Source organism: Acinetobacter sp. AOR01_HL, from assembly GCF_027855455.1.
Classification (GTDB): Bacteria; Pseudomonadota; Gammaproteobacteria; order Pseudomonadales; family Moraxellaceae; genus Acinetobacter; species Acinetobacter baumannii.
Window position 1 is genome coordinate 333584 of sequence record NZ_JAKTIM010000018.1, and the last position, 19348, is coordinate 352931.

The following is a 19348-nucleotide window of genomic DNA, read 5'->3' on the forward strand; positions in this document are numbered from 1 at the left end:
TTGAAACAGCAAGCCAAATCTCGTAAACCTCAACAACCCGAATATATTTTTCAGGTTGAAACTCTTTCTCATGAGGGGCGGGGAATTGCGCATTATGGTTCTCATCCAGACCATCCGGCAGATAAGCATGGTAAAAAAGTGTTTATCCGTTATGCGTTGCCTGGAGAAACAGTAAAAGCCCAAATTACGCATGAGGCTAAGCGGCTTGAAGAAGCTGAAATGGTAGCGCTTTTAGCGGAACCTTCAGCAAATCGTGTAGAGGCAGTTTGTCCTCATTATGGTATTTGCGGGGGGTGTAGCATGCAGCACATCCACCCTGATGAACAGATCCATTTAAAGCAAAATGTCCTTCAGTCACACTTGCAACACTTTGCTGGTATTCAGCCTGAACAATGGTTAGAGCCAATTCGTTCTTTGCAAAGTGATTATCGCCGTCGTGCTCGAATAGGTGTGCGCTATTTGCCAAAACAGGACCGTTTGATTCTAGGTTTCCGTGAGCATCATAGTAATCGTTTAACATCTATCCATACTTGTAGCGTTTTGGATAAAAAGTTATCAGATAGTCTGCCGGAATTGCGTAATTTACTCCAAAGTCTAAAAGGCAAAGCGCATATTGGTCATGTAGAATTAGCAAAAGGTGATCATGAAACATCTTTATTAGTTCGTCATATCGAAAAACTAAACAATGCTGATGTCAACCAATTAAGACAATTTGCGTTACACAAAGGCTGGCAGTTGTATTTGCAACCTAAAGGACCCGAAAGTCTTCGTCGTATTGATGAAGAACAAGGAGCTATGCGATTACATTATGCTTTAAATGCATTTGATGTAAATTTTGCTTTTTCGCCATTGGATTTTACGCAGGTCAATGCCACAGTAAATGAACAAATGGTGCAATTGGCATGTGAATTGCTTCAATTGCAACAGGGTGAAAGAGTACTAGATCTGTTTTGTGGGTTAGGTAATTTTTCGCTTCCACTTGCACGATGTGTTGGTGCAAAGGGTCAGGTTGTAGGTGTGGAAGCAAGTGAAGAAATGGTGCAGCGGGCAACAGATAATGCAAAGCGTAATAATCTGGTGCAAGCAAGCTTCTTTTCACAAGATTTAACAAAAGATTTTTCGCATCATTCTTGGGCAAATCAAGGATTTGATGCATTATTGATTGATCCTCCTCGTGCTGGTGCATATGAAATTATGCAGTATGTACCGAACTTTGGAGCAAAAAGAATCGTTTATGTATCATGTAATCCAGCAACATTAGCAAGGGATGCAGGTGTTTTGGTTCAACATGGTTACCAGTTAAAAAAAGCAGCGGTTATGGACATGTTTACGCACACAGAACATGTTGAATCGATTGCTTTATTTGAGAAAATTCAAGAGATAAACGATTAAAAACATGAGTTACATATCCAGGAGAATGGTATGGTCACAGTACGTGAACAGTTACCTGAACAACTAACTGAGTTGTCAGAGGAAACGACTGTAGAGCATGCCGCCGAAACACAAGTCGGTTTAGCCTCATGGTTGGATCGGGTTCGTGAAATATTAGATGGGGCAGAGCTTAAACAACTCGAAGAGGTTGCGCATTTAACCCTACAAAAAGAGTTAGATTCAACGGTTAATCATCGTTCCAATACATTTGCTACTGGTGTTGGAATGGCTGATATTCTGGCGCATTTACATGTAGATGAAGATACTTTATCTGCTGCAATGCTTTATCGTAGTGTTCGTGAGGACATTACTGATATAGAAGAAGTAAAGCGAAAGTTTGGTGAGCAAGTTTATAACCTTGTCAAAGGTACTTTGGCAATGGGTAAGCTTTCAGAGCTTATTGAAAAAAATAAACGACTAGAAGACCATTTTAATAACAACCAACGGGAACATTTAAGCGGCATTTATAAAATGCTGATTTCAGTGACCGAAGATGTTCGTGTCGTTTTAATTAAGTTAGCTGAACGTACTTACTCTTTACGTGAGTTGGCAAACTCATCACGTGAACGTCAAGAGCGTGTGGCGCGTGAAATTTTAACTATTTATTCGCCATTAGCGCATCGCCTTGGTATTGCACAGCTGAAGTGGGAACTCGAAGACTTAGCGTTTCGTTATTTGGCGCCAGACCGTTATAAAGAGATTGCTTCATTACTCAATGAAAAACGTCTTGAGCGTGAACATTATATCCAGTTCGTGATAGACCGTTTAAAAAGTGAATTGGCGGCGCATGGTATTGAAGCTGAAATTACAGGTCGAGCAAAACACATTTATTCGATTTATCGAAAAATGAAAAGCAAAAACCTAAGTTTCGATCAGCTTTATGATATTCGTGCTTTACGTGTATTGGTGAATAGCGTACCTGAGTGTTATCACTCATTAGGTATTGTTCATCAGATTTGGCGTCATATCCCACATCAGTTCGATGACTATATTACTAACCCGAAAGCCAATGGTTATCGCTCATTACATACTGCTGTTATTGCTGAGAATAAATCTTTAGAGGTACAAATCCGTACTCATGAGATGCATGACGAAGCAGAGTTAGGGGTATGTTCGCACTTTAACTATAAAGAAGGTTCAAAGAATACCGACCACTCTTTTAACCACCGTTTGCATTCGCTTCGTGCTGTTTTGGAACATTACCAAGAACGTAATGAAACAACAGTACATCAAAATGAAGATGAGACGGAAGGTTTTGATCAGCTTCAAGACTTTGAAGGTTTTGAAAAGATTTATGTCTTTAGTCGTGATGGTGATATTAAAGAACTACCACGTGGCTCAACAGTTTTAGACTTTGCTTACCATGTGCATACAGAGGTTGGAAACAAGTGTTATGCAGCGCGTGTTAACCAGCGCTATGTACCATTAACCTATACGTTAAAAACAGGTGAGCAGGTTGAGATTTTAACTAAGAAGGATCGTGAGCCTAACCGTGACTGGTTGGTGAACTCTTTAGGTTATATCAAGACAGCTCGTGCTCGTGACAAATTACGTCATTGGTTCAGACAGCAAGACCGTAGTAAGAACCTTGAAGTTGGTCGTGAATTACTCAACAAAGAATTGTCTCGATTGGCGATTCACCCTAAGAGTATCGATCTCAACGATTACTCGTCACATTTTAATGTGAAAACAGGGGATGATATTTTGGTTAGTCTGGTCAGCGGCGATATTAGTTTGCATGCCCTGATTAATCAGATTAATCGTCAAATGCATCTGGATCAGGATGAGCCTGAACTGGTACTTAAACCAACATTAAACCCACGTGCCAGCCATACTCTGTCTGCGCATGGCATCTTAATTGATGGTTTAGACAATGTTGAGCTACATATTGCGCAGTGTTGCCAACCAGTTCATGGTGAATCAATTGCCGGTTATATCACATTGAACCGTGGGGTAAGTATTCATAAAGTCTTGTGTTCTGATTATCAACGCATGATCAAGCAAGAGCCAGAACGTGCTGTTGAAGCGGATTGGGAGATGCAGCCAACTCGTGGTCAAAGTGTTCAAATTGTAGTTGAGGCTTATGATCGTCGTGGCTTACTCAAAGACTTAACTCAAGTGATTTTTTCTGACCAGATTAATATTCGTCAGGTGAACACAATTTCTGAGGCAGATGGTATTGCTAATATGAAGTTGCTCATTGAGGTGAAAGGCTTGGCTCAGCTTTCACGTTTGTTAGCTCGTTTAGAGCAACAACCAGGGATTATTAGCGCACGACGCATGATTCAAGGTGTTTAACTAAATTGAGAAAAAGGCCGTCAATTGACGGCCTTTTTTATGAGCTACTTTCTCGATAAATAAATATTAGTTAAACGATTTAAAAACTGGGGGCTTATTGTTGAGAGTTGATAAAGCAATTTGGTTTTTATGCCAACTGGAGTGTGAGTAGGTGTCCAGAAATGAGCTTTTTTCTCGACAAGTGAAAGCACCTGTTGAGCAATATCATTAGGCGTTAAATCGACTCCCATGTTTTGAATAGAACCTGCATCCATATTGTTGACCATTGCGGTTTGTACAAATAAAGGCATCACATCTAAAACACGAATACCGTATTTTTTCCATTCCACATCTAAACCTTCGGTAATTCCTCTCACTGCAAATTTACTGGCCGAATAAGAAATGAGGTCAGCTTGCCCGTAAATTGCAGAAGCTGAAGAGAGATTAATGACTCGTGCAAAAGAAGCTTGCTTTAAATAAGGGAGTGCAGCATGGCAGCCATTGATTACGCCGTTTACATTAATATTGATTGTTCTTTGGTGTGACTTGATATCGATATTTTCAAAGGCTCCGGAATATAAAATCCCTGCGTTATTCACCAAAATATTAAGCTCGCCAGCCCAGTCGGTAAATTCTTTTAATATATGTTGCCACTGACTGTAGTCACTGACATCTAGATAGCCTGCGCATGCATTTGGTCCTAATTCCTGCGCTAAATTTTGAGCAAGCGACTCATTAATGTCATAAATGCCGACTTTATAACCCCGCTGATAAAATACCCGTGCAATTTCTGCTCCAATACCTTGAGCTGCGCCACTAATCAGAATGCTATGTTTCATCTTTTTTTCTCTTTATCGTTACAATATGACGAATGATTTGCCGCTTTAATTTTGATCATAGCAAATTAAGATTTTAAAGTTACTGACCAATTTTTTGAACTTGAGGGTTATATGGATAAATTGCTTAAAATTATGCAAGAGCTACGTGAAAAATGTCCGTGGGACCAAGAGCAAACTCCAATGTCACTGACTAAATATGCGATTGAAGAGGCATATGAAGTCGAGGCTGCCATTCGTCAAGGTGACATTAATGAAATTCGGAATGAATTGGGTGATCTGTTATTACAAGTGGTATTTCAATCGCAAATGTTTAGCGAGCAGGGGGCGTTCAATTTTCAAGATGTGGTTGAGGCAATTAGCGAAAAATTAGTACGACGCCATCCGCACGTTTTTCAAGCAGACCAATTTAACAACTTAACACCAGAACAAGTAAGTGAGTTATGGAAACAAATTAAACAACAAGAAAAGCAAGGAAAACCACAATCAAGATTAGATGAAATTAAACATGGACCAGCACTATCTCAGGCGCAGGAAATTCAAAAAAATGTTGCAAAAGTTGGGTTTGATTTTGAAACGGTAGAAGATGCTTATACAAAATTAGAAGAAGAATTAGATGAGTTTAAACAAGCACTTGAAAATCAAAATAGTGAAGAAATTCAAGATGAATTTGGAGACTGCCTGTTTTCATTAGTCAATGTAGGACGTAAACTTGGCATTTCAAGTGAAAGTTCACTTTTATCAACCATACATAAATTTAGAAGTCGTTTTGCTTTTATTGAAGAGCAAGCCATAAAACAGCAAAGAACATTGGAAGACATGACCTTGTCCGAAATGGATGAATTGTGGAATCAGGCAAAACGACAATTAAAATCAGGGGAAAAACCACATGCAATACAGCATGAGATTTTGGAAAAATAAGTATTTTGTTTTAATAATTTTGTGCTTGGGAGTAATTTCACCTTCGGTTTACGCACAATCTTTTGATCAAAACTTTCAAGAATGGAAGGCTAAACAGCAGATGTATGACCAAAAGTTAAACATCACTAAGTCTTCTCATTCTAATGGTTCTAAAATTTCTCAAACTAAAAATTTTAATGACTCTACAGGGCAAATTCATTTGAATCAGGCGAATGTAAATGAGTTTCAGCAGTTAAAAGGTATAGGTGAGAAAAAGGCTCAAGCGATTGTAGAATACAGACAAAAGAACGGTAGCTTTAAAAATATTGACGAAATTAAAAACGTCAAAGGAATCGGACCAGCTATTTTTGAAAAAAATAAATCACGTTTAGCCTTATAAAAGTTCTATTCGTCAATTATCATTTCCTGCGCAATCTAAGAGAATCAAATTGCCCTTTGTGTGTGTTAGAGCTATGATTAGCGACAACTTGTTATTTACGTCCTGACGTAGGAGACAGCGTCTTTTGCAAACCTTGCGAGCGTCAAAATGTGGTTTGTCCACAGCCCAACTTCCTTCTTCGATTTTAGATGTGATCGATAGTCTGACTAAAGCAGGCTATGAAGCTTATATTGTTGGGGGTGGTGTCCGTGATTTAATGCTAGGACTCAATCCTAAAGATTTCGATGCAGTCACCAATGCAACACCTTCTCAAATTAAAGAAGTTTTTGGCCGTCGATGCCGAATTATTGGCCGTCGATTTGAATTGGCACATGTCTATTCAGGACGTGAGCTAATCGAAGTTGCCACTTTCCGTGCTCCTCCTAAAAAAGCGGTGACCAGTGCTTCGGGCATGATTTTACGTGACAACAACTGGGGAACCATCGAACAGGACTTTGCTCGACGCGATTTTTCTATCAATACTCTGTACTACCAGCCGCGTAAGGGTATTGTGCTCGATTTCTGTAAAGCAATTGATGATGTCAAAAGTAAGACTTTACGTTTATTGGGCGATCCTGTGCAACGTTTTGAAGAAGATCCGGTGCGTATGCTCCGGACATTACGTTTTGCAGCTAAGCTCAACTTTAAAATTGATCCGGCAATTCTCGACATTTTTGATGTTGAGATGACGCAATTACTTCGTGATGTTTCACCACACCGTTTATACGATGAGTCTCAAAAGCTTTTCACAATGGGGCATTTGGCACGCGTATTACCAATGTTGATTGACTTTGGCGTGTGGAAACAGCTTTTTGCAGATATTCGTCCGGATCTCACTCCATTTATTCAACGTGCAGCAAAAAATACTGACCAACGTATTCAGGTGGGTAAAACGATTAATCCGGCATTTTTCTATGCAGTTTTATTGTGGCAGCCATTTTTAGAGCGTTGTGATTTTTATTTATCAAAAGGCGTTGTTCCGGCCGAAGCACGTGCTCAAGCAGGTTTGGATGTTTTAAAACGTCAAGCAACACGCACAGTTATTCCTCGTTTTGCCGAAACTTTTATTCGTGAAGTTTGGGAAATGCAAACCCGTTTGCTTAATCCAAAACCACAGCAAATTGAAGCATTGGCAAGCCATGCTCGTTTCCGCGCTGGGTTTGACTTCTTATTACTTCGTGAAAAGTCAGGTGATGACACAACACAGGGAATGGGAAGCTGGTGGGAAGCTTACCAAGAAATGTCAAACGACGAAAAAGAAGCTGCGATTAGCCAATATAATCGTCAGAAGGCGAAAAGTCGTCGTAAGATTGCTGCTGAGCCTGTTGAAAGCAATAAAGTTGATACGGAAATTGAGCCTTTGGTTGATGTTCCAGAGCCTCGAAGCCGTCGTGGTAAAAAAGAGCGTGCACGACAAGAGCAGTCTATTGACCGTTTTATTGAAAAATCTTCCGCAGCACAAACGAATGTGATGAGTGATCATCCAATTTTAAAGCGCAAGCGGGTACAACGTGATTTGAGCCAAGTTATTTTTGGGCCGACACAATGACAGTAACCACATATATTGGCTTAGGAAGTAACCTAGGTGATTCACGCCAGATTCTATCTGAAGCGATAACCAAACTTAAATCTCTTGGTGAAGTGAAAGTATCTAAACTTTACCAAAGTCCCCCTATGGGTCCCCAAGATCAGCCGAATTATCTAAATGCAGTCGCTCAGCTAAAAACCGAGTTACTTCCGCTTGAATTACTTGACCAATTACAGCGTTTTGAGCAGGAAGCTGGGCGGGTGAGACTCCGTCATTGGGGGGAGCGAACTTTAGATCTTGATCTACTGATTTATGGCAATGAAAAAATACAAAATGAGCGCTTAACGGTGCCGCATGTAGGAATATTACAACGAGATTTTGTTGTGATTCCTTTATTAGATTTAGATGCTGATCTACATATTAATGATCAGCCACTTAAAAATTTAGAACTCATACAGCAGCCAACGCTGACTGTACTTGCTGATGAGTCTTGGACTTAAAGCCGGACTTATTACGTTCTGCAAACTCCTGTAGAGGATACCATCATGATTAGTCTAAGTGACTTAAGAAAATTTAAAGCCGAAGGACGTAAGTTCTCTTGCCTAACTTGTTACGATGCAAGTATGGCAAAAGCAATGGAACTTGCTGAAATTGATACGATCTTAATTGGTGATTCTCTTGGAATGGCAATTCAGGGGCGTGACTCAACTTTACCTGTAACTGTTGAAGACATGGCCTATCATACAGCGGCAGTCCGTCGCGGTAATCAGCATGCTTTAATTATGACTGACTTACCATTTATGAGTTATGCCACTTTAAACGATGCTTTGCAGAATGCGAAAACAGTTATGCAAGCTGGTGCCCAAATGATCAAAATCGAAGGTGGTGCATGGCTAAGTGAAACTGTCCAAGTGTTAACACGTAATGGTGTGCCTGTATGTGTACATTTAGGTTTAACTCCTCAGTCTGTACATGTATTTGGTGGCTACAAGTTACAAGCTAGAACGCGTGAAGCAGCCGATCAGCTTATTGCCGATTGTACGGCGGTGGTTGAAGCGGGCGCGGCAGTTTTATTACTCGAATGCGTTCCGGCACAATTAGGTCAAGAAATTGCTGAATTGTTCCCAAATACTCCTGTGATCGGTATTGGGGCAGGTAATGCGACTGATGGTCAGGTATTGGTTGTACAAGACATGTTAGGTCTAACGTTTGGTCGAGTTGCGCGTTTTGTACGTAACTTTATGAAAGAACAATCTGGTGAAACAGCGATTTTAGATGCTTTTAAAGCTTTTCATGCTGCTGTACAAGATCAGTCGTTCCCAGCTAAAGAACACACTTTCCAAGTTGAGCTGTAATTCATGAAAACAGAAACCACTATACAAGGCTTAGCTGCTTCTTTAAATCCTGCTAGAGCTGCACGTAAAATCATTGGTTTTGTCCCAACGATGGGAAATCTACATGAAGGCCACCTCACTCTTGTTCGTGAAGCGAAAAAGTTATGTGATGTTGTGGTTGTGAGTATCTTCGTGAACCCAACACAGTTTGGTCCGGGTGAAGATTTTGATAATTATCCGCGTACGTTAGAGCAGGATAGTCGTCTACTTGCAGATGTTGGCTGTGACATTATTTTTGCACCATCAGTTGAACAAATGTACGGTACACAACCTCGCTTAACTAACATTAGCGTCAGTCAAATTACTGATGATTTATGTGGAAGCTCACGTCCGGGGCATTTTGATGGTGTGGCACTGGTTGTCACCAAACTCTTTAATATTGTGCAACCGAATTATGCTTTCTTTGGTCAAAAAGACTACCAGCAATTAGCAGTGATTCGCCAGTTTGTACAGGATTTGAATATTCCGTTAGAAGTTATTGGCGTACCAATTGTTCGTGCAGAAGACGGTTTGGCACTGAGTTCAAGAAATGGTTACTTGACTCCTGAACAGCGTCAGGTTGCACCAGTCATTTATCAGGGTTTAAAACAAGCCGAAGAGCAATTACACCAAGGTAAAGATTTACAACAAGTCTTGGCAGATTTGAAAACACTGTTGACAGACAATGGTTTTGTTGTGGATTATGTGGAGGCTCGCCAACCTAATTTGTTAGCTGCTTCTCAATTTGATCGTGATATTGTGTTGTTTGTCGCGGCGAAATTAGGTGGAACGCGCTTAATTGATAATCTACAAGTTGCCTTTACACCTCAATAATATATAAAAGGACAGCCATGCCATGAAGCGTATACTTATCGTGACAGGACAGTCTGGTTCAGGAAAATCTTCAGCTCTTCAAGTATTAGAAGATTTGGGCTACTACTGTATTGATAATTTACCTTTGGCATTGCTGCCTGAGATCGTGGCAAAGCTAGATCATGAAAATAATCTTGAGCAGCTTGCTTTAGGGGTGGATGTACGAAGTACTCGGGCAGATATGCAAGAGTTCGACCATGTTTTTGAGCAATTACAAAAACATGGTACGGTTGATGTGATTTATCTGACGACACAAGATCAAGATTTGATTGCACGATTTAGTGCTTCACGTCGTCCACATCCGTTAGCAAATCGTTTCAAAAGCCTTTTACAGTGTATTCATGAAGAAAAGCAGTTGCTGATTCCAATTCAGTTTCGTGCCACTGTTCACATTGATACCACAGATAAAAGTGTTCACGATTTAAAACATATCTTGCTATCAAAACTAGGGCAGTCAGATAATCTGATTGTTATATTGCAGTCATTTGGTTATAAACATGGCATTCCTTTAGATGCCGACTATGTTTTTGACGTACGGCATTTACCAAATCCGCATTGGGATTTAGAATTACGCCGCTTTTCTGGTTTAGACGAGCCAGTTAAACAATTTTTAGAAGCAAGTCCACAAGCAAATGAAATGTTTGAGGACATTCTCCACTTCTTAAAAAAATGGCTGCCGGCATTTGCTGAAGGGCATCGTCACTATATGACGATTTCAATAGGTTGCACAGGCGGCCAGCATCGTTCAGTTTATATGGTAGATAGACTAAAACAAGCACTTGAGGCAGAATGGTCTGTTCAGGTCTTACACAGAGAAATGAAGCACTGGTCATGATAGACACAACTGTTGATGTAATTAATAAACTCGGTTTACATGCACGTGCATCAGGAAAACTGATAGAGGTCACTACAAAGTTTCGTTCGTCAATTCAAATTGGTAAGGGCGATCATTTAGTAGATGCAAAGAATATTATGTCGTTACTGATGTTAGGTGCAGGTAAAGGGACTACTTTACGTTTAGTCATTGATGGCACTGACGAAGAACAGGCATTAAATGAAGTACAGGCGTTATTCGCCGCAAAATTTTATGAGGCAGATTAATCGTGGCACGTCGTCCCAAGCGTTATACTGAAGAAGATTTTGATTCTTTAGAAGGACGTGCAAGTAAAACCGAACAGAAAAAAGCAGTTCAACGTATGGCTGCTTTAGGTGAGCAGTTAGCACAACTTTCTATCAAACAAATTCAAAAACTTCCTGTTGATGAGCGTTTAATTGATGCTCTTTTGGAAGTTCAGAATATTAGTTCGTTCGAAGCACGCCGTCGTCAGTTTCAGCGTGTTGGTAAACTCTTGCGCAATGAAGATGAGACAGTCATTTTATCTTATTTGACCCCTCAGCAAGGCGCGAAGAAACAAGCTCAACTCATGCGTTGGGTGGATCGTATGATCGAGCAGGGTGACCCTGCAATCAATGAATTTAGCAAAATCTATAATGCATCAGAACGACATACTTTACGTCAGCATGTGTTAAGAATTAATCGTGATAAAACCCAGCAAGTTGCAGAAGCAGATCTAGAAGCAACTAAAATGAAATTTATTAACTATGTACAACAGGTTGCTCTATTGTCAGATCAAGGTTAATACAGTTTTAAATAAAAAGCGGCGTTAGATACGCCGCTTTTTATTTTTATAGGGTTCGGGTTAAGCACGTTCTTTTGCCCATTCACGCAAGATGAATTTTTGCAATTTACCTGTTGAAGTTTTTGGAATTTCAGTAATCACCACATCTTTAGGAACTTTAAAGCGCGCCAGTTCTTTTTGACAGTGCTCAATAATTTCTTCAGGCGTGACACTAGCCCCAGTTTTTAATTCAATAAATGCACATGGTACTTCTTGCCAACGTTCGTCAGGTTTTGCCACAACAGCGGCTGTTAAAACTGCTGGATGTTTATATAAAACGTCTTCGACTTCTAAAGATGAAATATTTTCTCCACCTGAAATAATAATATCTTTAGAGCGATCAGTAATTTTTGCATAACCATCTGGGTGACAAACAGCTAGGTCACCCGTGTGGAACCAGCCACCTGCAAAGGCTTCTTCAGTTGCCTTTGGATTTTTTAAATATCCTTTCATGACAATATTGCCACGGAACATAATTTCTCCCATGGTTTCACCGTCATTTGGAACTGGCTGCATCGTTTCAGGATCTAACACCCGCATACTATCTTGTAAAGGATAAGGCACACCCTGACGAGAGTGTAGTTGCGCTTGCTCGGTAATGGAGAGGTCGCTCCATCCCGCTTGAGAAGCACAAAGCGCAGATGGTCCATAGGTTTCGGTTAAACCATACACATGGTTGACATTAATCCCAATATTTCGCATACCTTCAATGACAGCGACAGGTGGAGCAGCACCTGCCACCATAACTTCAACATGATGTTCTATGCTTGGCTGCTTTTCCTTAGGCAGATTAATAATCATGGATAGGACAATAGGAGCACCACAGAAGTAATCCACCTTATGTTTTGCAATAAGCTGCATCACCAGTTCTGGGTCAACTTTACGTAGACAAATATTGGTTCCGCCACTTGCTGCAATACTCCATGCAAAGCACCAACCATTACAATGAAACAGAGGAAGTGTCCATAAATAAACGGCTCGAGGTTTCATGCCACAAGCTAAAATATTACTAGCCGCATTTAAATAAGCACCTCGGTGGTGATAAACCACTCCTTTAGGATTTCCAGTGGTTCCAGAGGTATAATTTAAACTAATTGCATCCCACTCATCTTCAGGTAATTGCCATTCAAAATTGGCATCGCCTTGAGCTAACCATTCCTCATATTCGAAAGAACCAAGGAATTGGTTTTCGCCTTCATACTCTTCATCAGCAACATCAATCACAATAATATGTTGGTTAGGAATGAGTGATAAAGCTTCTCTTGCTAAATTAACAAACTCGGGGTCAACTAAAAGCACTTTAGTTTCAGCATGCTCTAGCATAAAAGCGATGGTTTTAGCGTCTAAACGGGTATTTAGGGTATTAAGAACAGCACCCGCCATTGGTACAGCAAAATGTGCTTCAATCATTGCTGGTACATTTGGCAGTAAAACTGAAACCGTATCATTTTTAACTATGCCTAATTGTTGAAGCTGAGATGCAAATTGACGGCAGCGCTGATAAGTTTGTTTCCATGAAATCTGACGGTTGCCATGAATAATAGAAGCTTGGTCTGGGTAGATATAAGCTGCGCGCTCTAAATAGCGCAGAGGGGATAACGCAACAAAGTTTGCGGGTGTGCGTGGTAATTCGTTATAGGCACTAACCATGTGAAACAACTCCATGTTCTATTTTTTAATTCATTCTTTGAAAATATGGCTTAATAGTAATCAAAGCATTAATGCTTTAGTCTTAAAGAGAAATACCTCCCAGTCAGAAAATGAGCAGAAATGCTATTTTCAACATCTTAAATCAGTTCTGATGAATAATTATCCTATTTATGTATTTCTGAAAATTTAGCTAGGTCTTTATTAAAGTCATTTATTGCTGTTTACCGTATAAGCAAAATGTATTTATGATTTTATGAGTACAAAGGTTTTCACTTGGCTTGAACAAGTGTAAAATCTTTCAGGTTTTTAATTTTGATTTACACCGTTTTTATATTTTGAGGCTTGCCTCGATCATAATCTCGCGGTGAAATGCTCCTTCGTATAGGGCATCACTCCTTAAGGATTTTTTTATGCCAATTATCACATTGCCAAATGGCGATCAAAAGAGTTTTGATCACCCTGTATCTGTTATGGAAGTCGCTCAAAGTATTGGGCCTGGTTTAGCAAAAAATACCGTTGCTGGACGAGTAAATGATCGCTTAGTTGATGCATGTGACTTAATTACCGAAGACTCGACCTTACAAATTATCACTCCAAAAGATGAAGAAGGTCTTGAGATCATTCGCCACTCTTGTGCACACCTTGTAGGGCACGCAGTAAAACAGCTTTTCCCTGAAGCAAAAATGGTGATTGGTCCGGTCATCGAAGAAGGTTTCTATTACGATATCTGGATGCCACGTCCTTTTACACTAGATGATATGGCAGCGATTGAAGAGCGTATGAAAAAGCTCATCGATCAAGATTATGACGTTATCAAAAAAATGACACCGCGTGATGAAGTCATCAAAGTATTCACTGACCGCGGCGAAGAATATAAATTACGTCTTGTGGAAGACATGCCTGAAGAAAAAGCAATGGGCTTGTACTACCACCAAGAATATGTAGATATGTGTCGTGGTCCGCACGTACCGAACACAAAATTCTTAAAATCATTCAAGCTTACTAAAATCTCTGGTGCTTACTGGCGTGGTGATGCGAAGAATGAACAACTTCAACGTATCTATGGTACTGCCTGGGCTGATAAAAAACAGTTAGCAGCTTACATCAAGCGTATTGAAGAAGCTGAAAAGCGTGATCACCGTAAAATTGGTAAAGCATTAGACTTGTTCCATATGCAAGAAGAAGCACCGGGTATGGTGTTCTGGCATGCAAATGGCTGGACTATTTATCAAGTACTAGAACAGTACATGCGTAAAGTTCAGCAAGACAATGGTTACCAAGAAATCAAAACTCCGCAAATCGTAGATTTTACGCTTTGGGAGAAATCTGGTCATGCGGCAAACTATGCAGAAAACATGTTTACGACTCATTCTGAAAGTCGTAACTATGCTGTAAAACCAATGAACTGTCCTTGTCACGTTCAAGTGTTTAACCAAGGATTAAAGTCTTACCGTGATTTACCAATTCGTTTAGCTGAGTTTGGTTCTTGTCACCGTAATGAGCCGTCTGGTTCTTTACACGGTATTATGCGTGTTCGTGGTTTTACTCAAGATGATGCGCATATCTTCTGTACTAAAGAACAGATCGGTAAAGAAGTTGCAGACTTTATTAAACTCACTTTAGATGTTTATAAAGACTTTGGCTTTGAAGAAGTTCAAATGAAATTATCTACTCGCCCAGAAAAGCGTGTAGGGGATGATGCACTTTGGGATTTAGCTGAAAAATCTTTGGCAGATGCTTTAGATGCAGCTGGTCTTGAATGGGAATTGCAGCCGGGTGAAGGCGCATTCTATGGTCCAAAGATTGAGTTCTCTTTAAAAGACTGTCTTGGTCGTGTATGGCAATGTGGTACCATTCAGTGTGACTTCAACTTGCCAGTTCGTTTAGATGCTTCTTATGTAACTGAAGAAAACGAGCGTGATCAACCTGTCATGTTGCACCGTGCAATTCTTGGTAGTTTTGAGCGTTTTATTGGTATACTAATTGAACACTACGCTGGTTTTATGCCGCCTTGGCTATCACCTGTACAAGCATGTGTCATGAATATCACTGATTCTCAAGCTGAAGCAAGTGAGCAAGTTGTGGCAAAACTCAAGGAAAATGGTCTTCGTGCTATTTCTGACTTGAGAAATGAAAAAATCGGATTTAAGATTCGTGAGCGTACTCTAGAGCGCATTCCTTACCTGTTAGTTCTTGGTGATCGAGAAGTTGAAGAAGGTACAGTGAATGTACGTACTCGCTCAGGAAAAAATTTAGGTACTATGTCAGTGGATGCTTTCATTGACTTAGTGAAATCTGCCGTCGCCGAACGTGGCCGGTATATTGTGGAGTAAGAAAGATTAAACAGCCTGACCGTAACCAACAACAAGGTGCAAAGAGTAACCGTCCAGCAATTAACGATGAGATCCGTGCAAAAGAAGTACGCCTTGTCGGTGCTGATGGTGAGCAAAAAGGAATTGTTTCATTAAATGAAGCACTGCGTGCTGCTGAGGATGCAGATCTTGACCTTGTTGAGATTGTCGCAAACGCTGAGCCGCCTGTTTGTAAAATCATGGATTACAACAAGCACTTGTTTGACCTGAAACAGAAGCAAAAAGATGCCAAGAAAAAACAGCATCAAGTGCAAGTGAAGGAAATCAAGCTACGCCCAGCAACTGATGTAGGTGATTATCAAGTTAAGCTTCGTGCTATTCTGAAGTTCCTTGAAGAAGGCAACAAAGTTAAGATCACCTTACGTTTCCGTGGTCGTGAAATGGCTCACCAACAACTTGGTTTAGCTCAATTGCAAAAAATTGAAGCAGACGTAGCTGAGTTAGGGGTTGTAGAGCAAGCACCGAAAATGGAAGGTCGACAAATGGGTATGTTACTTGGACCGAAAAAGAAAAAGTAACACTCAAAAAAAGCACTGCAAAAGCAGTGCTTTTTTATACCTCTCATCTTTTAGCTCTATTTTCTTAAACTGACGTTTAATATCGTTTTAATCCAAAGTTATTCTCAAATTTTATGTGTTTTTTGGTGTTGGAAATATCATTGTATTACCCAAAACATGATATAACGCAAGACGCAGTCATGATAACGATGAATAGGAAAATAGAATGATTGATCTATATTATTGGGGCACACCCAATGGACATAAAATCACAATTGCCTTAGAAGAAATGGGACTGGATTACACCCTTTACCCAATTAATATTTTAGAAAATGATCAATTTCAACCAGACTTTCTGAAAATTTCTCCGAATAATAAAATTCCTGCCATTGTTGACCAAGATGGTCCACGTGGTGAGTCAATTTCAGTATTTGAATCAGGCGCGATCTTACAGTATTTAGGGCGAAAAACTGGATTGTTCTACCCAACAGACGAGCAAGAGCGAGTTGAAGTGGAACAATGGCTTATGTGGCAAATGGGTGGCTTAGGTCCTATGTTGGGACAAAATCATCATTTTAACCGCTTTGCGCCAGAGAAAATTCCCTATGCTATAGACCGATATGTAAATGAGACTAAGCGTTTATATGGTGTGTTGAATAAACAGCTCATTGGTCAGAAGTTTGTTGCAGGGGAATACTCCATTGCTGATATGGCAATTCTACCTTGGATTTTGCGTTATGAATGGCAGGGGATTCAATTAGAGGATTACCCGTATGTACAAGAATACATTGTTCGCTTAACAGCACGCCCTGCAGTACAAAAAGCATTATCAATTAAAGTCATCTAAGTTTATTGGTAGGGTAATGAATAAGGTGAAAGGTGATTTGGTCTAATTTAATATGCTAAGTTACTTTTTACTTTTTCTGAGTGCTTTTGGGGCGGCTACCTTATTACCGCTACAATCAGAAGCTGTACTTGCTGCTTTATTATTAAAAAATCAACATTCAGCTTTTCTTCTCATTCTGATTGCTACTTTCGGAAATGTATTGGGCTCATGTATAAACTGGTGGTTAGGTTTAAAAATAGAACAGTTTAAACATAAAAAATGGTTCCCAGTTTCTGAAAAACGTTTAGAACAAGCCCAACGCTTTTATCATAAATATGGCTTTTATTCGCTGCTTTTAAGTTGGACACCTGTGATTGGTGACCCTATTACTTTGGTTGCTGGCTTATTCAAAGAAAATTTTTGGCGCTTTTTATTTATGGTCCTTATCGCTAAGGCTGGGCGTTATATCTTCATTTATTGGGTAATTACAGGTTTTATTTAAAATAAAAGCATCCGAAGATGCTTTTATTAAAATGATTTAACTAATCTTCTGAGCTTTTAGTAATATCGACTTTAAAAAGATCATTGGTTTTTAGCCAACAGAATGTCACCACTGCAAGAGTCATACAACCACCAAAAATAGTCGCTGCAATAGTTCCCAAATATTTGGCAGCCAAGCCTGATTCAAATGCACCCAGCTCATTACTTGATGAGACAAACATTCCATTTACAGCCGCTACGCGACCACGCATATTTTCTGGCGGAAATATTTGCAAAATGGTTTGTCTAACTACCACCGAAATACTGTCGCAAGCACCCGTCATCGCCAACGCAAATAGGGATAACCACATGTTGTTCGAGAACGCGAAAAGGATTGTAAATACACCAAACCCTGCAACTGCAAGTAGCATATTACGCCATGCGTGCTGAGTTGGCGGAAAACGAGTTAAAGCAATCATAGTAATGAGCGCACCAATAGAAGGAGCCGCACGCAAGTAACCCAAGCCTTCAGGACCGACTTTTAAAATATCTTCGGCAAAAATAGGGAGTAGAGCGATTACACCACCAAATAAAACAGAGGCAAGGTCTAAAGAAATCGCCCAAAGAACTATTTTGGTTTTCCAAATAAAGCGAAAGCCATCGCCTAAGCTTTCTATAACATTGGCAGTTTCAATTTTAGGAAAGCTACGTTTATGTAATAAATTAATGAGAATAAAGCAGATACTAAGTAGACCGGCAACACTAAAAAGACTGGTTTCTCTGCCTAAATAAGCGAGCATGAACCCACCGAGCATAGGCCCAATAATTACACCACTCTGCCAACCAATGGTTGTCCATGTTGCACCATTTGCATAAAGCTCACGTGGAATTAAAAATGGTTTTAGGGATGTAGCAGAAGGGTTGTAAAAACCACGTATGGTGCCCAAACCAAAAATAACCGCATAAATGCCCCAAGAAAGGAAATTTACACTGATATGACCCAACCCATGCAGATGGAACAGTAACCATAAAACTAAAGGAAGAGGTACTGAGAAAAATAAACAGATTTTCATGATGACCTGTTTATTAAATTTATCAGCAAAATAACCACCCCAAAGCGATAGGGCAATAAATGGAATGGCTTCTGCTAGTCCAATTAAACCTAAAGTTAGAGGGTCTTTGGTAATTTGATAAAGTAAATAGGCAACAATAATTTCTTGAATCAAAATTGCTAATGTTAAGCAAAATTGATTAATGGTGACAATTGAGAAATCTCTATAGCGCAGGGCAGCGAATGCATCATGTTTCTGCATTTGAAATATCGTATGTTGATAATTTGCCCATATTATAGGGGTAAATAAGCAGCGATGCTGAAATTATTGCCGATTATATTCATCTAAAAAAGAGATAGGTTTTTCTCATTTCTAAAGAGGTTAATTTAAAAAAATTCTAGGAATAGTTTTAATTTTAGTCAGCATACTATAAAATACGCGCTTCCTTACCTGCAGGTCGATTTTGCAATGGTGCAATCGTGCCGAACAGGTGCCCAAAAGAGGTTACTATGGCTAAGTTAAAAACTCGCCGTGGTGCAGCTAAACGCTTTAAAGCGACTGCAAACGGTTTTAAGCGCAAACAAGCATTCAAGCGCCACATTTTGACCAAAAAATCTGCTAAGCGTATCCGTCAATTGCGCGGCTGTGTAATGGTTCACGTAAGTGACGTTGCTTCAGTTCGTCGTATGTGCCCATACATCTAAGGAGATTATAAATGGCTCGTGTAAAACGTGGTGTAGTGGCTCATCGCCGTCACAAAAAAATTCTTGCTCGCGCTAAAGGTTACTACGGTGCTCGTTCACGCGTTTACCGCGTAGCGTTCCAAGCGGTAATCAAAGCTGGTCAATACGCTTACCGTGACCGTCGTCAGAAGAAACGTCAATTCCGTGCTCTATGGATTGCGCGTATCAACGCTGGTGCTCGTCAAAACGGTTTGTCTTACAGCCGTATGATCGATGGCTTGAAAAAAGCTCAAGTGATCATCGACCGTCGCGTATTAGCTGACATCGCTATGCATGATGCAGTAGCATTTGCTGCTTTAGCTGAAAAAGCTAAAGGCGCATTAGCTGCATAAGCTTAGAGATTCAAAAAAAGACCGCTTTTTAGCGGTCTTTTTTATTTTTAGTGGTTCTAT

At 40.0% G+C, this 19348-nt stretch carries 20 protein-coding genes and 1 pseudogene; 18 read left to right on the forward strand and 3 right to left on the reverse strand.

Going from position 1 to position 19348, the window contains the following annotated elements; translation table 11 throughout:
- Window positions 1-1392, forward strand: coding sequence for a 23S rRNA (uracil(1939)-C(5))-methyltransferase RlmD (rlmD, locus tag MKL62_RS06150; protein ID WP_005129649.1), 1392 nt, complete (start codon window positions 1-3; stop codon window positions 1390-1392).
- Window positions 1393-1422: 30 nt separating this feature from the next.
- Window positions 1423-3729, forward strand: coding sequence for a RelA/SpoT family protein (locus tag MKL62_RS06155; RefSeq protein WP_000259109.1), 2307 nt, complete (start codon window positions 1423-1425; stop codon window positions 3727-3729).
- 44 nt (window positions 3730-3773) lie between these two features.
- On the opposite strand, the gene MKL62_RS06160 is transcribed toward MKL62_RS06155, so the two are convergent.
- A complete protein-coding gene (locus tag MKL62_RS06160) occupies window positions 3774-4547 on the reverse strand; it encodes an SDR family oxidoreductase (RefSeq protein WP_000682841.1) in 774 nt (257 codons plus the stop codon).
- A 111-nt stretch (window positions 4548-4658) separates the two neighbouring features.
- Here MKL62_RS06160 and mazG point away from each other — a divergent pair, with 111 nt between their 5' ends.
- The 9 genes from mazG (at window position 4659) to yjgA (ending at window position 11297) form a co-directional block, all read left to right on the forward strand.
- Window positions 4659-5465: a nucleoside triphosphate pyrophosphohydrolase gene (gene mazG, locus MKL62_RS06165; protein WP_000359487.1), complete on the forward strand. Its 807-nt coding sequence runs from the start codon at window positions 4659-4661 to the stop codon at window positions 5463-5465.
- The gene (locus MKL62_RS06170) at window positions 5434-5844 is read left to right on the forward strand and encodes a ComEA family DNA-binding protein (protein WP_002041921.1); all 411 of its coding nucleotides are present in this window, start codon (window positions 5434-5436) and stop codon (window positions 5842-5844) included. The genes mazG and MKL62_RS06170 overlap by 32 nt, the downstream gene beginning before the upstream one ends.
- A gap of 124 nt (window positions 5845-5968) precedes the next feature.
- On the forward strand, window positions 5969-7432 hold the full coding sequence (pcnB, locus tag MKL62_RS06175; protein ID WP_005129648.1) for a polynucleotide adenylyltransferase PcnB: 1464 nt from the start codon (window positions 5969-5971) through the stop codon (window positions 7430-7432).
- Entirely contained in the window at window positions 7429-7911 is a 483-nt protein-coding gene (gene folK / locus MKL62_RS06180) for a 2-amino-4-hydroxy-6-hydroxymethyldihydropteridine diphosphokinase (protein ID WP_030423643.1), read from the forward strand. The genes pcnB and folK overlap by 4 nt, the downstream gene beginning before the upstream one ends.
- 45 nt (window positions 7912-7956) lie before the next feature.
- Window positions 7957-8766, forward strand: a complete 810-nt coding sequence (panB, locus tag MKL62_RS06185; protein ID WP_000624763.1) for a 3-methyl-2-oxobutanoate hydroxymethyltransferase — start codon at window positions 7957-7959, stop codon at window positions 8764-8766.
- 3 nt (window positions 8767-8769) lie between these two features.
- Window positions 8770-9618: a pantoate--beta-alanine ligase gene (panC, locus tag MKL62_RS06190; protein ID WP_000846362.1), complete on the forward strand. Its 849-nt coding sequence runs from the start codon at window positions 8770-8772 to the stop codon at window positions 9616-9618.
- A gap of 22 nt (window positions 9619-9640) precedes the next feature.
- Window positions 9641-10492, forward strand: a complete 852-nt coding sequence (gene rapZ / locus MKL62_RS06195) for an RNase adapter RapZ (protein WP_000821671.1) — start codon at window positions 9641-9643, stop codon at window positions 10490-10492.
- Window positions 10489-10758 (forward strand): HPr family phosphocarrier protein, encoded by a 270-nt coding sequence (locus tag MKL62_RS06200; RefSeq protein WP_000567533.1) that lies wholly within the window; start codon window positions 10489-10491, stop codon window positions 10756-10758. Before rapZ ends, MKL62_RS06200 begins: the two co-directional genes overlap by 4 nt.
- Window positions 10759-10760: 2 nt before the next feature.
- The gene (gene yjgA / locus MKL62_RS06205) at window positions 10761-11297 is read left to right on the forward strand and encodes a ribosome biogenesis factor YjgA (RefSeq protein ID WP_000124014.1); all 537 of its coding nucleotides are present in this window, start codon (window positions 10761-10763) and stop codon (window positions 11295-11297) included.
- Between the two features lie 60 nt (window positions 11298-11357).
- On the opposite strand, the gene MKL62_RS06210 is transcribed toward yjgA, so the two are convergent.
- Window positions 11358-12986, reverse strand: a complete 1629-nt coding sequence (locus tag MKL62_RS06210) for an acyl-CoA synthetase (protein WP_000253052.1) — start codon at window positions 12984-12986, stop codon at window positions 11358-11360.
- Window positions 12987-13396: 410 nt separating this feature from the next.
- On the opposite strand from MKL62_RS06210, the gene thrS reads away from it, so the two are divergent.
- From thrS to MKL62_RS06230, 4 genes are all read left to right on the forward strand, one after another.
- The gene (thrS, locus tag MKL62_RS06215; RefSeq protein ID WP_001121792.1) at window positions 13397-15319 is read left to right on the forward strand and encodes a threonine--tRNA ligase; all 1923 of its coding nucleotides are present in this window, start codon (window positions 13397-13399) and stop codon (window positions 15317-15319) included.
- A 5-nt stretch (window positions 15320-15324) separates the two neighbouring features.
- Window positions 15325-15876, forward strand: coding sequence for a translation initiation factor IF-3 (infC, locus tag MKL62_RS06220; RefSeq protein ID WP_012297364.1), 552 nt, complete (start codon window positions 15325-15327; stop codon window positions 15874-15876).
- 205 nt (window positions 15877-16081) lie between these two features.
- Window positions 16082-16702, forward strand: coding sequence for a glutathione S-transferase N-terminal domain-containing protein (locus MKL62_RS06225; protein ID WP_000566578.1), 621 nt, complete (start codon window positions 16082-16084; stop codon window positions 16700-16702).
- Between the two features lie 52 nt (window positions 16703-16754).
- Window positions 16755-17183 (forward strand): YqaA family protein, encoded by a 429-nt coding sequence (locus tag MKL62_RS06230; protein ID WP_000954155.1) that lies wholly within the window; start codon window positions 16755-16757, stop codon window positions 17181-17183.
- A 40-nt stretch (window positions 17184-17223) separates the two neighbouring features.
- Here MKL62_RS06230 and nreB read toward each other — a convergent pair whose 3' ends face one another.
- A complete protein-coding gene (nreB, locus tag MKL62_RS06235; protein ID WP_005129646.1) occupies window positions 17224-18474 on the reverse strand; it encodes a nickel resistance MFS transporter NreB in 1251 nt (416 codons plus the stop codon).
- A gap of 129 nt (window positions 18475-18603) precedes the next feature.
- On the opposite strand from nreB, the pseudogene MKL62_RS06240 reads away from it, so the two are divergent.
- The 3 genes and pseudogenes from MKL62_RS06240 to rplT form a co-directional block, all read left to right on the forward strand.
- Window positions 18604-18735 (forward strand): annotated as a pseudogene (locus MKL62_RS06240) (hypothetical protein); the annotation flags it as partial.
- On the forward strand, window positions 18723-18917 hold the full coding sequence (gene rpmI, locus MKL62_RS06245) for a 50S ribosomal protein L35 (RefSeq protein WP_001096359.1): 195 nt from the start codon (window positions 18723-18725) through the stop codon (window positions 18915-18917). The pseudogene MKL62_RS06240 and the gene rpmI, both read left to right, overlap by 13 nt.
- An 11-nt stretch (window positions 18918-18928) precedes the next feature.
- Window positions 18929-19288 carry a 50S ribosomal protein L20 gene (gene rplT, locus MKL62_RS06250; RefSeq protein WP_000124858.1) on the forward strand — a complete coding sequence of 120 codons (360 nt, stop codon included), beginning with the start codon at window positions 18929-18931 and terminating at the stop codon, window positions 19286-19288.
- Window positions 19289-19348: the final 60 nt, after the last annotated feature.

Excerpts from the sequence above, each read along its gene's own strand:
- MKL62_RS06155 (WP_000259109.1), top strand. The coding sequence starts at position 1,423 with ATGGTCACAGTACGTGAACAGTTACCTGAACAACTAACTGAGTTGTCA.
- thrS (WP_001121792.1), top strand. The coding sequence starts at position 13,397 with ATGCCAATTATCACATTGCCAAATGGCGATCAAAAGAGTTTTGATCAC.
- rapZ (WP_000821671.1), top strand. The coding sequence starts at position 9,641 with ATGAAGCGTATACTTATCGTGACAGGACAGTCTGGTTCAGGAAAATCT.
- MKL62_RS06160 (WP_000682841.1), bottom strand. The coding sequence starts at position 4,547 with ATGAAACATAGCATTCTGATTAGTGGCGCAGCTCAAGGTATTGGAGCA.
- mazG (WP_000359487.1), top strand. The coding sequence starts at position 4,659 with ATGGATAAATTGCTTAAAATTATGCAAGAGCTACGTGAAAAATGTCCG.
- rplT (WP_000124858.1), top strand. The coding sequence starts at position 18,929 with ATGGCTCGTGTAAAACGTGGTGTAGTGGCTCATCGCCGTCACAAAAAA.
- MKL62_RS06230 (WP_000954155.1), top strand. The coding sequence starts at position 16,755 with ATGCTAAGTTACTTTTTACTTTTTCTGAGTGCTTTTGGGGCGGCTACC.
- nreB (WP_005129646.1), bottom strand. The coding sequence starts at position 18,474 with ATGCAGAAACATGATGCATTCGCTGCCCTGCGCTATAGAGATTTCTCA.
- MKL62_RS06225 (WP_000566578.1), top strand. The coding sequence starts at position 16,082 with ATGATTGATCTATATTATTGGGGCACACCCAATGGACATAAAATCACA.
- MKL62_RS06210 (WP_000253052.1), bottom strand. The coding sequence starts at position 12,986 with ATGGTTAGTGCCTATAACGAATTACCACGCACACCCGCAAACTTTGTT.
- MKL62_RS06170 (WP_002041921.1), top strand. The coding sequence starts at position 5,434 with ATGCAATACAGCATGAGATTTTGGAAAAATAAGTATTTTGTTTTAATA.
- panB (WP_000624763.1), top strand. The coding sequence starts at position 7,957 with ATGATTAGTCTAAGTGACTTAAGAAAATTTAAAGCCGAAGGACGTAAG.
- MKL62_RS06200 (WP_000567533.1), top strand. The coding sequence starts at position 10,489 with ATGATAGACACAACTGTTGATGTAATTAATAAACTCGGTTTACATGCA.
- panC (WP_000846362.1), top strand. The coding sequence starts at position 8,770 with ATGAAAACAGAAACCACTATACAAGGCTTAGCTGCTTCTTTAAATCCT.
- folK (WP_030423643.1), top strand. The coding sequence starts at position 7,429 with ATGACAGTAACCACATATATTGGCTTAGGAAGTAACCTAGGTGATTCA.
- rpmI (WP_001096359.1), top strand. The coding sequence starts at position 18,723 with ATGGCTAAGTTAAAAACTCGCCGTGGTGCAGCTAAACGCTTTAAAGCG.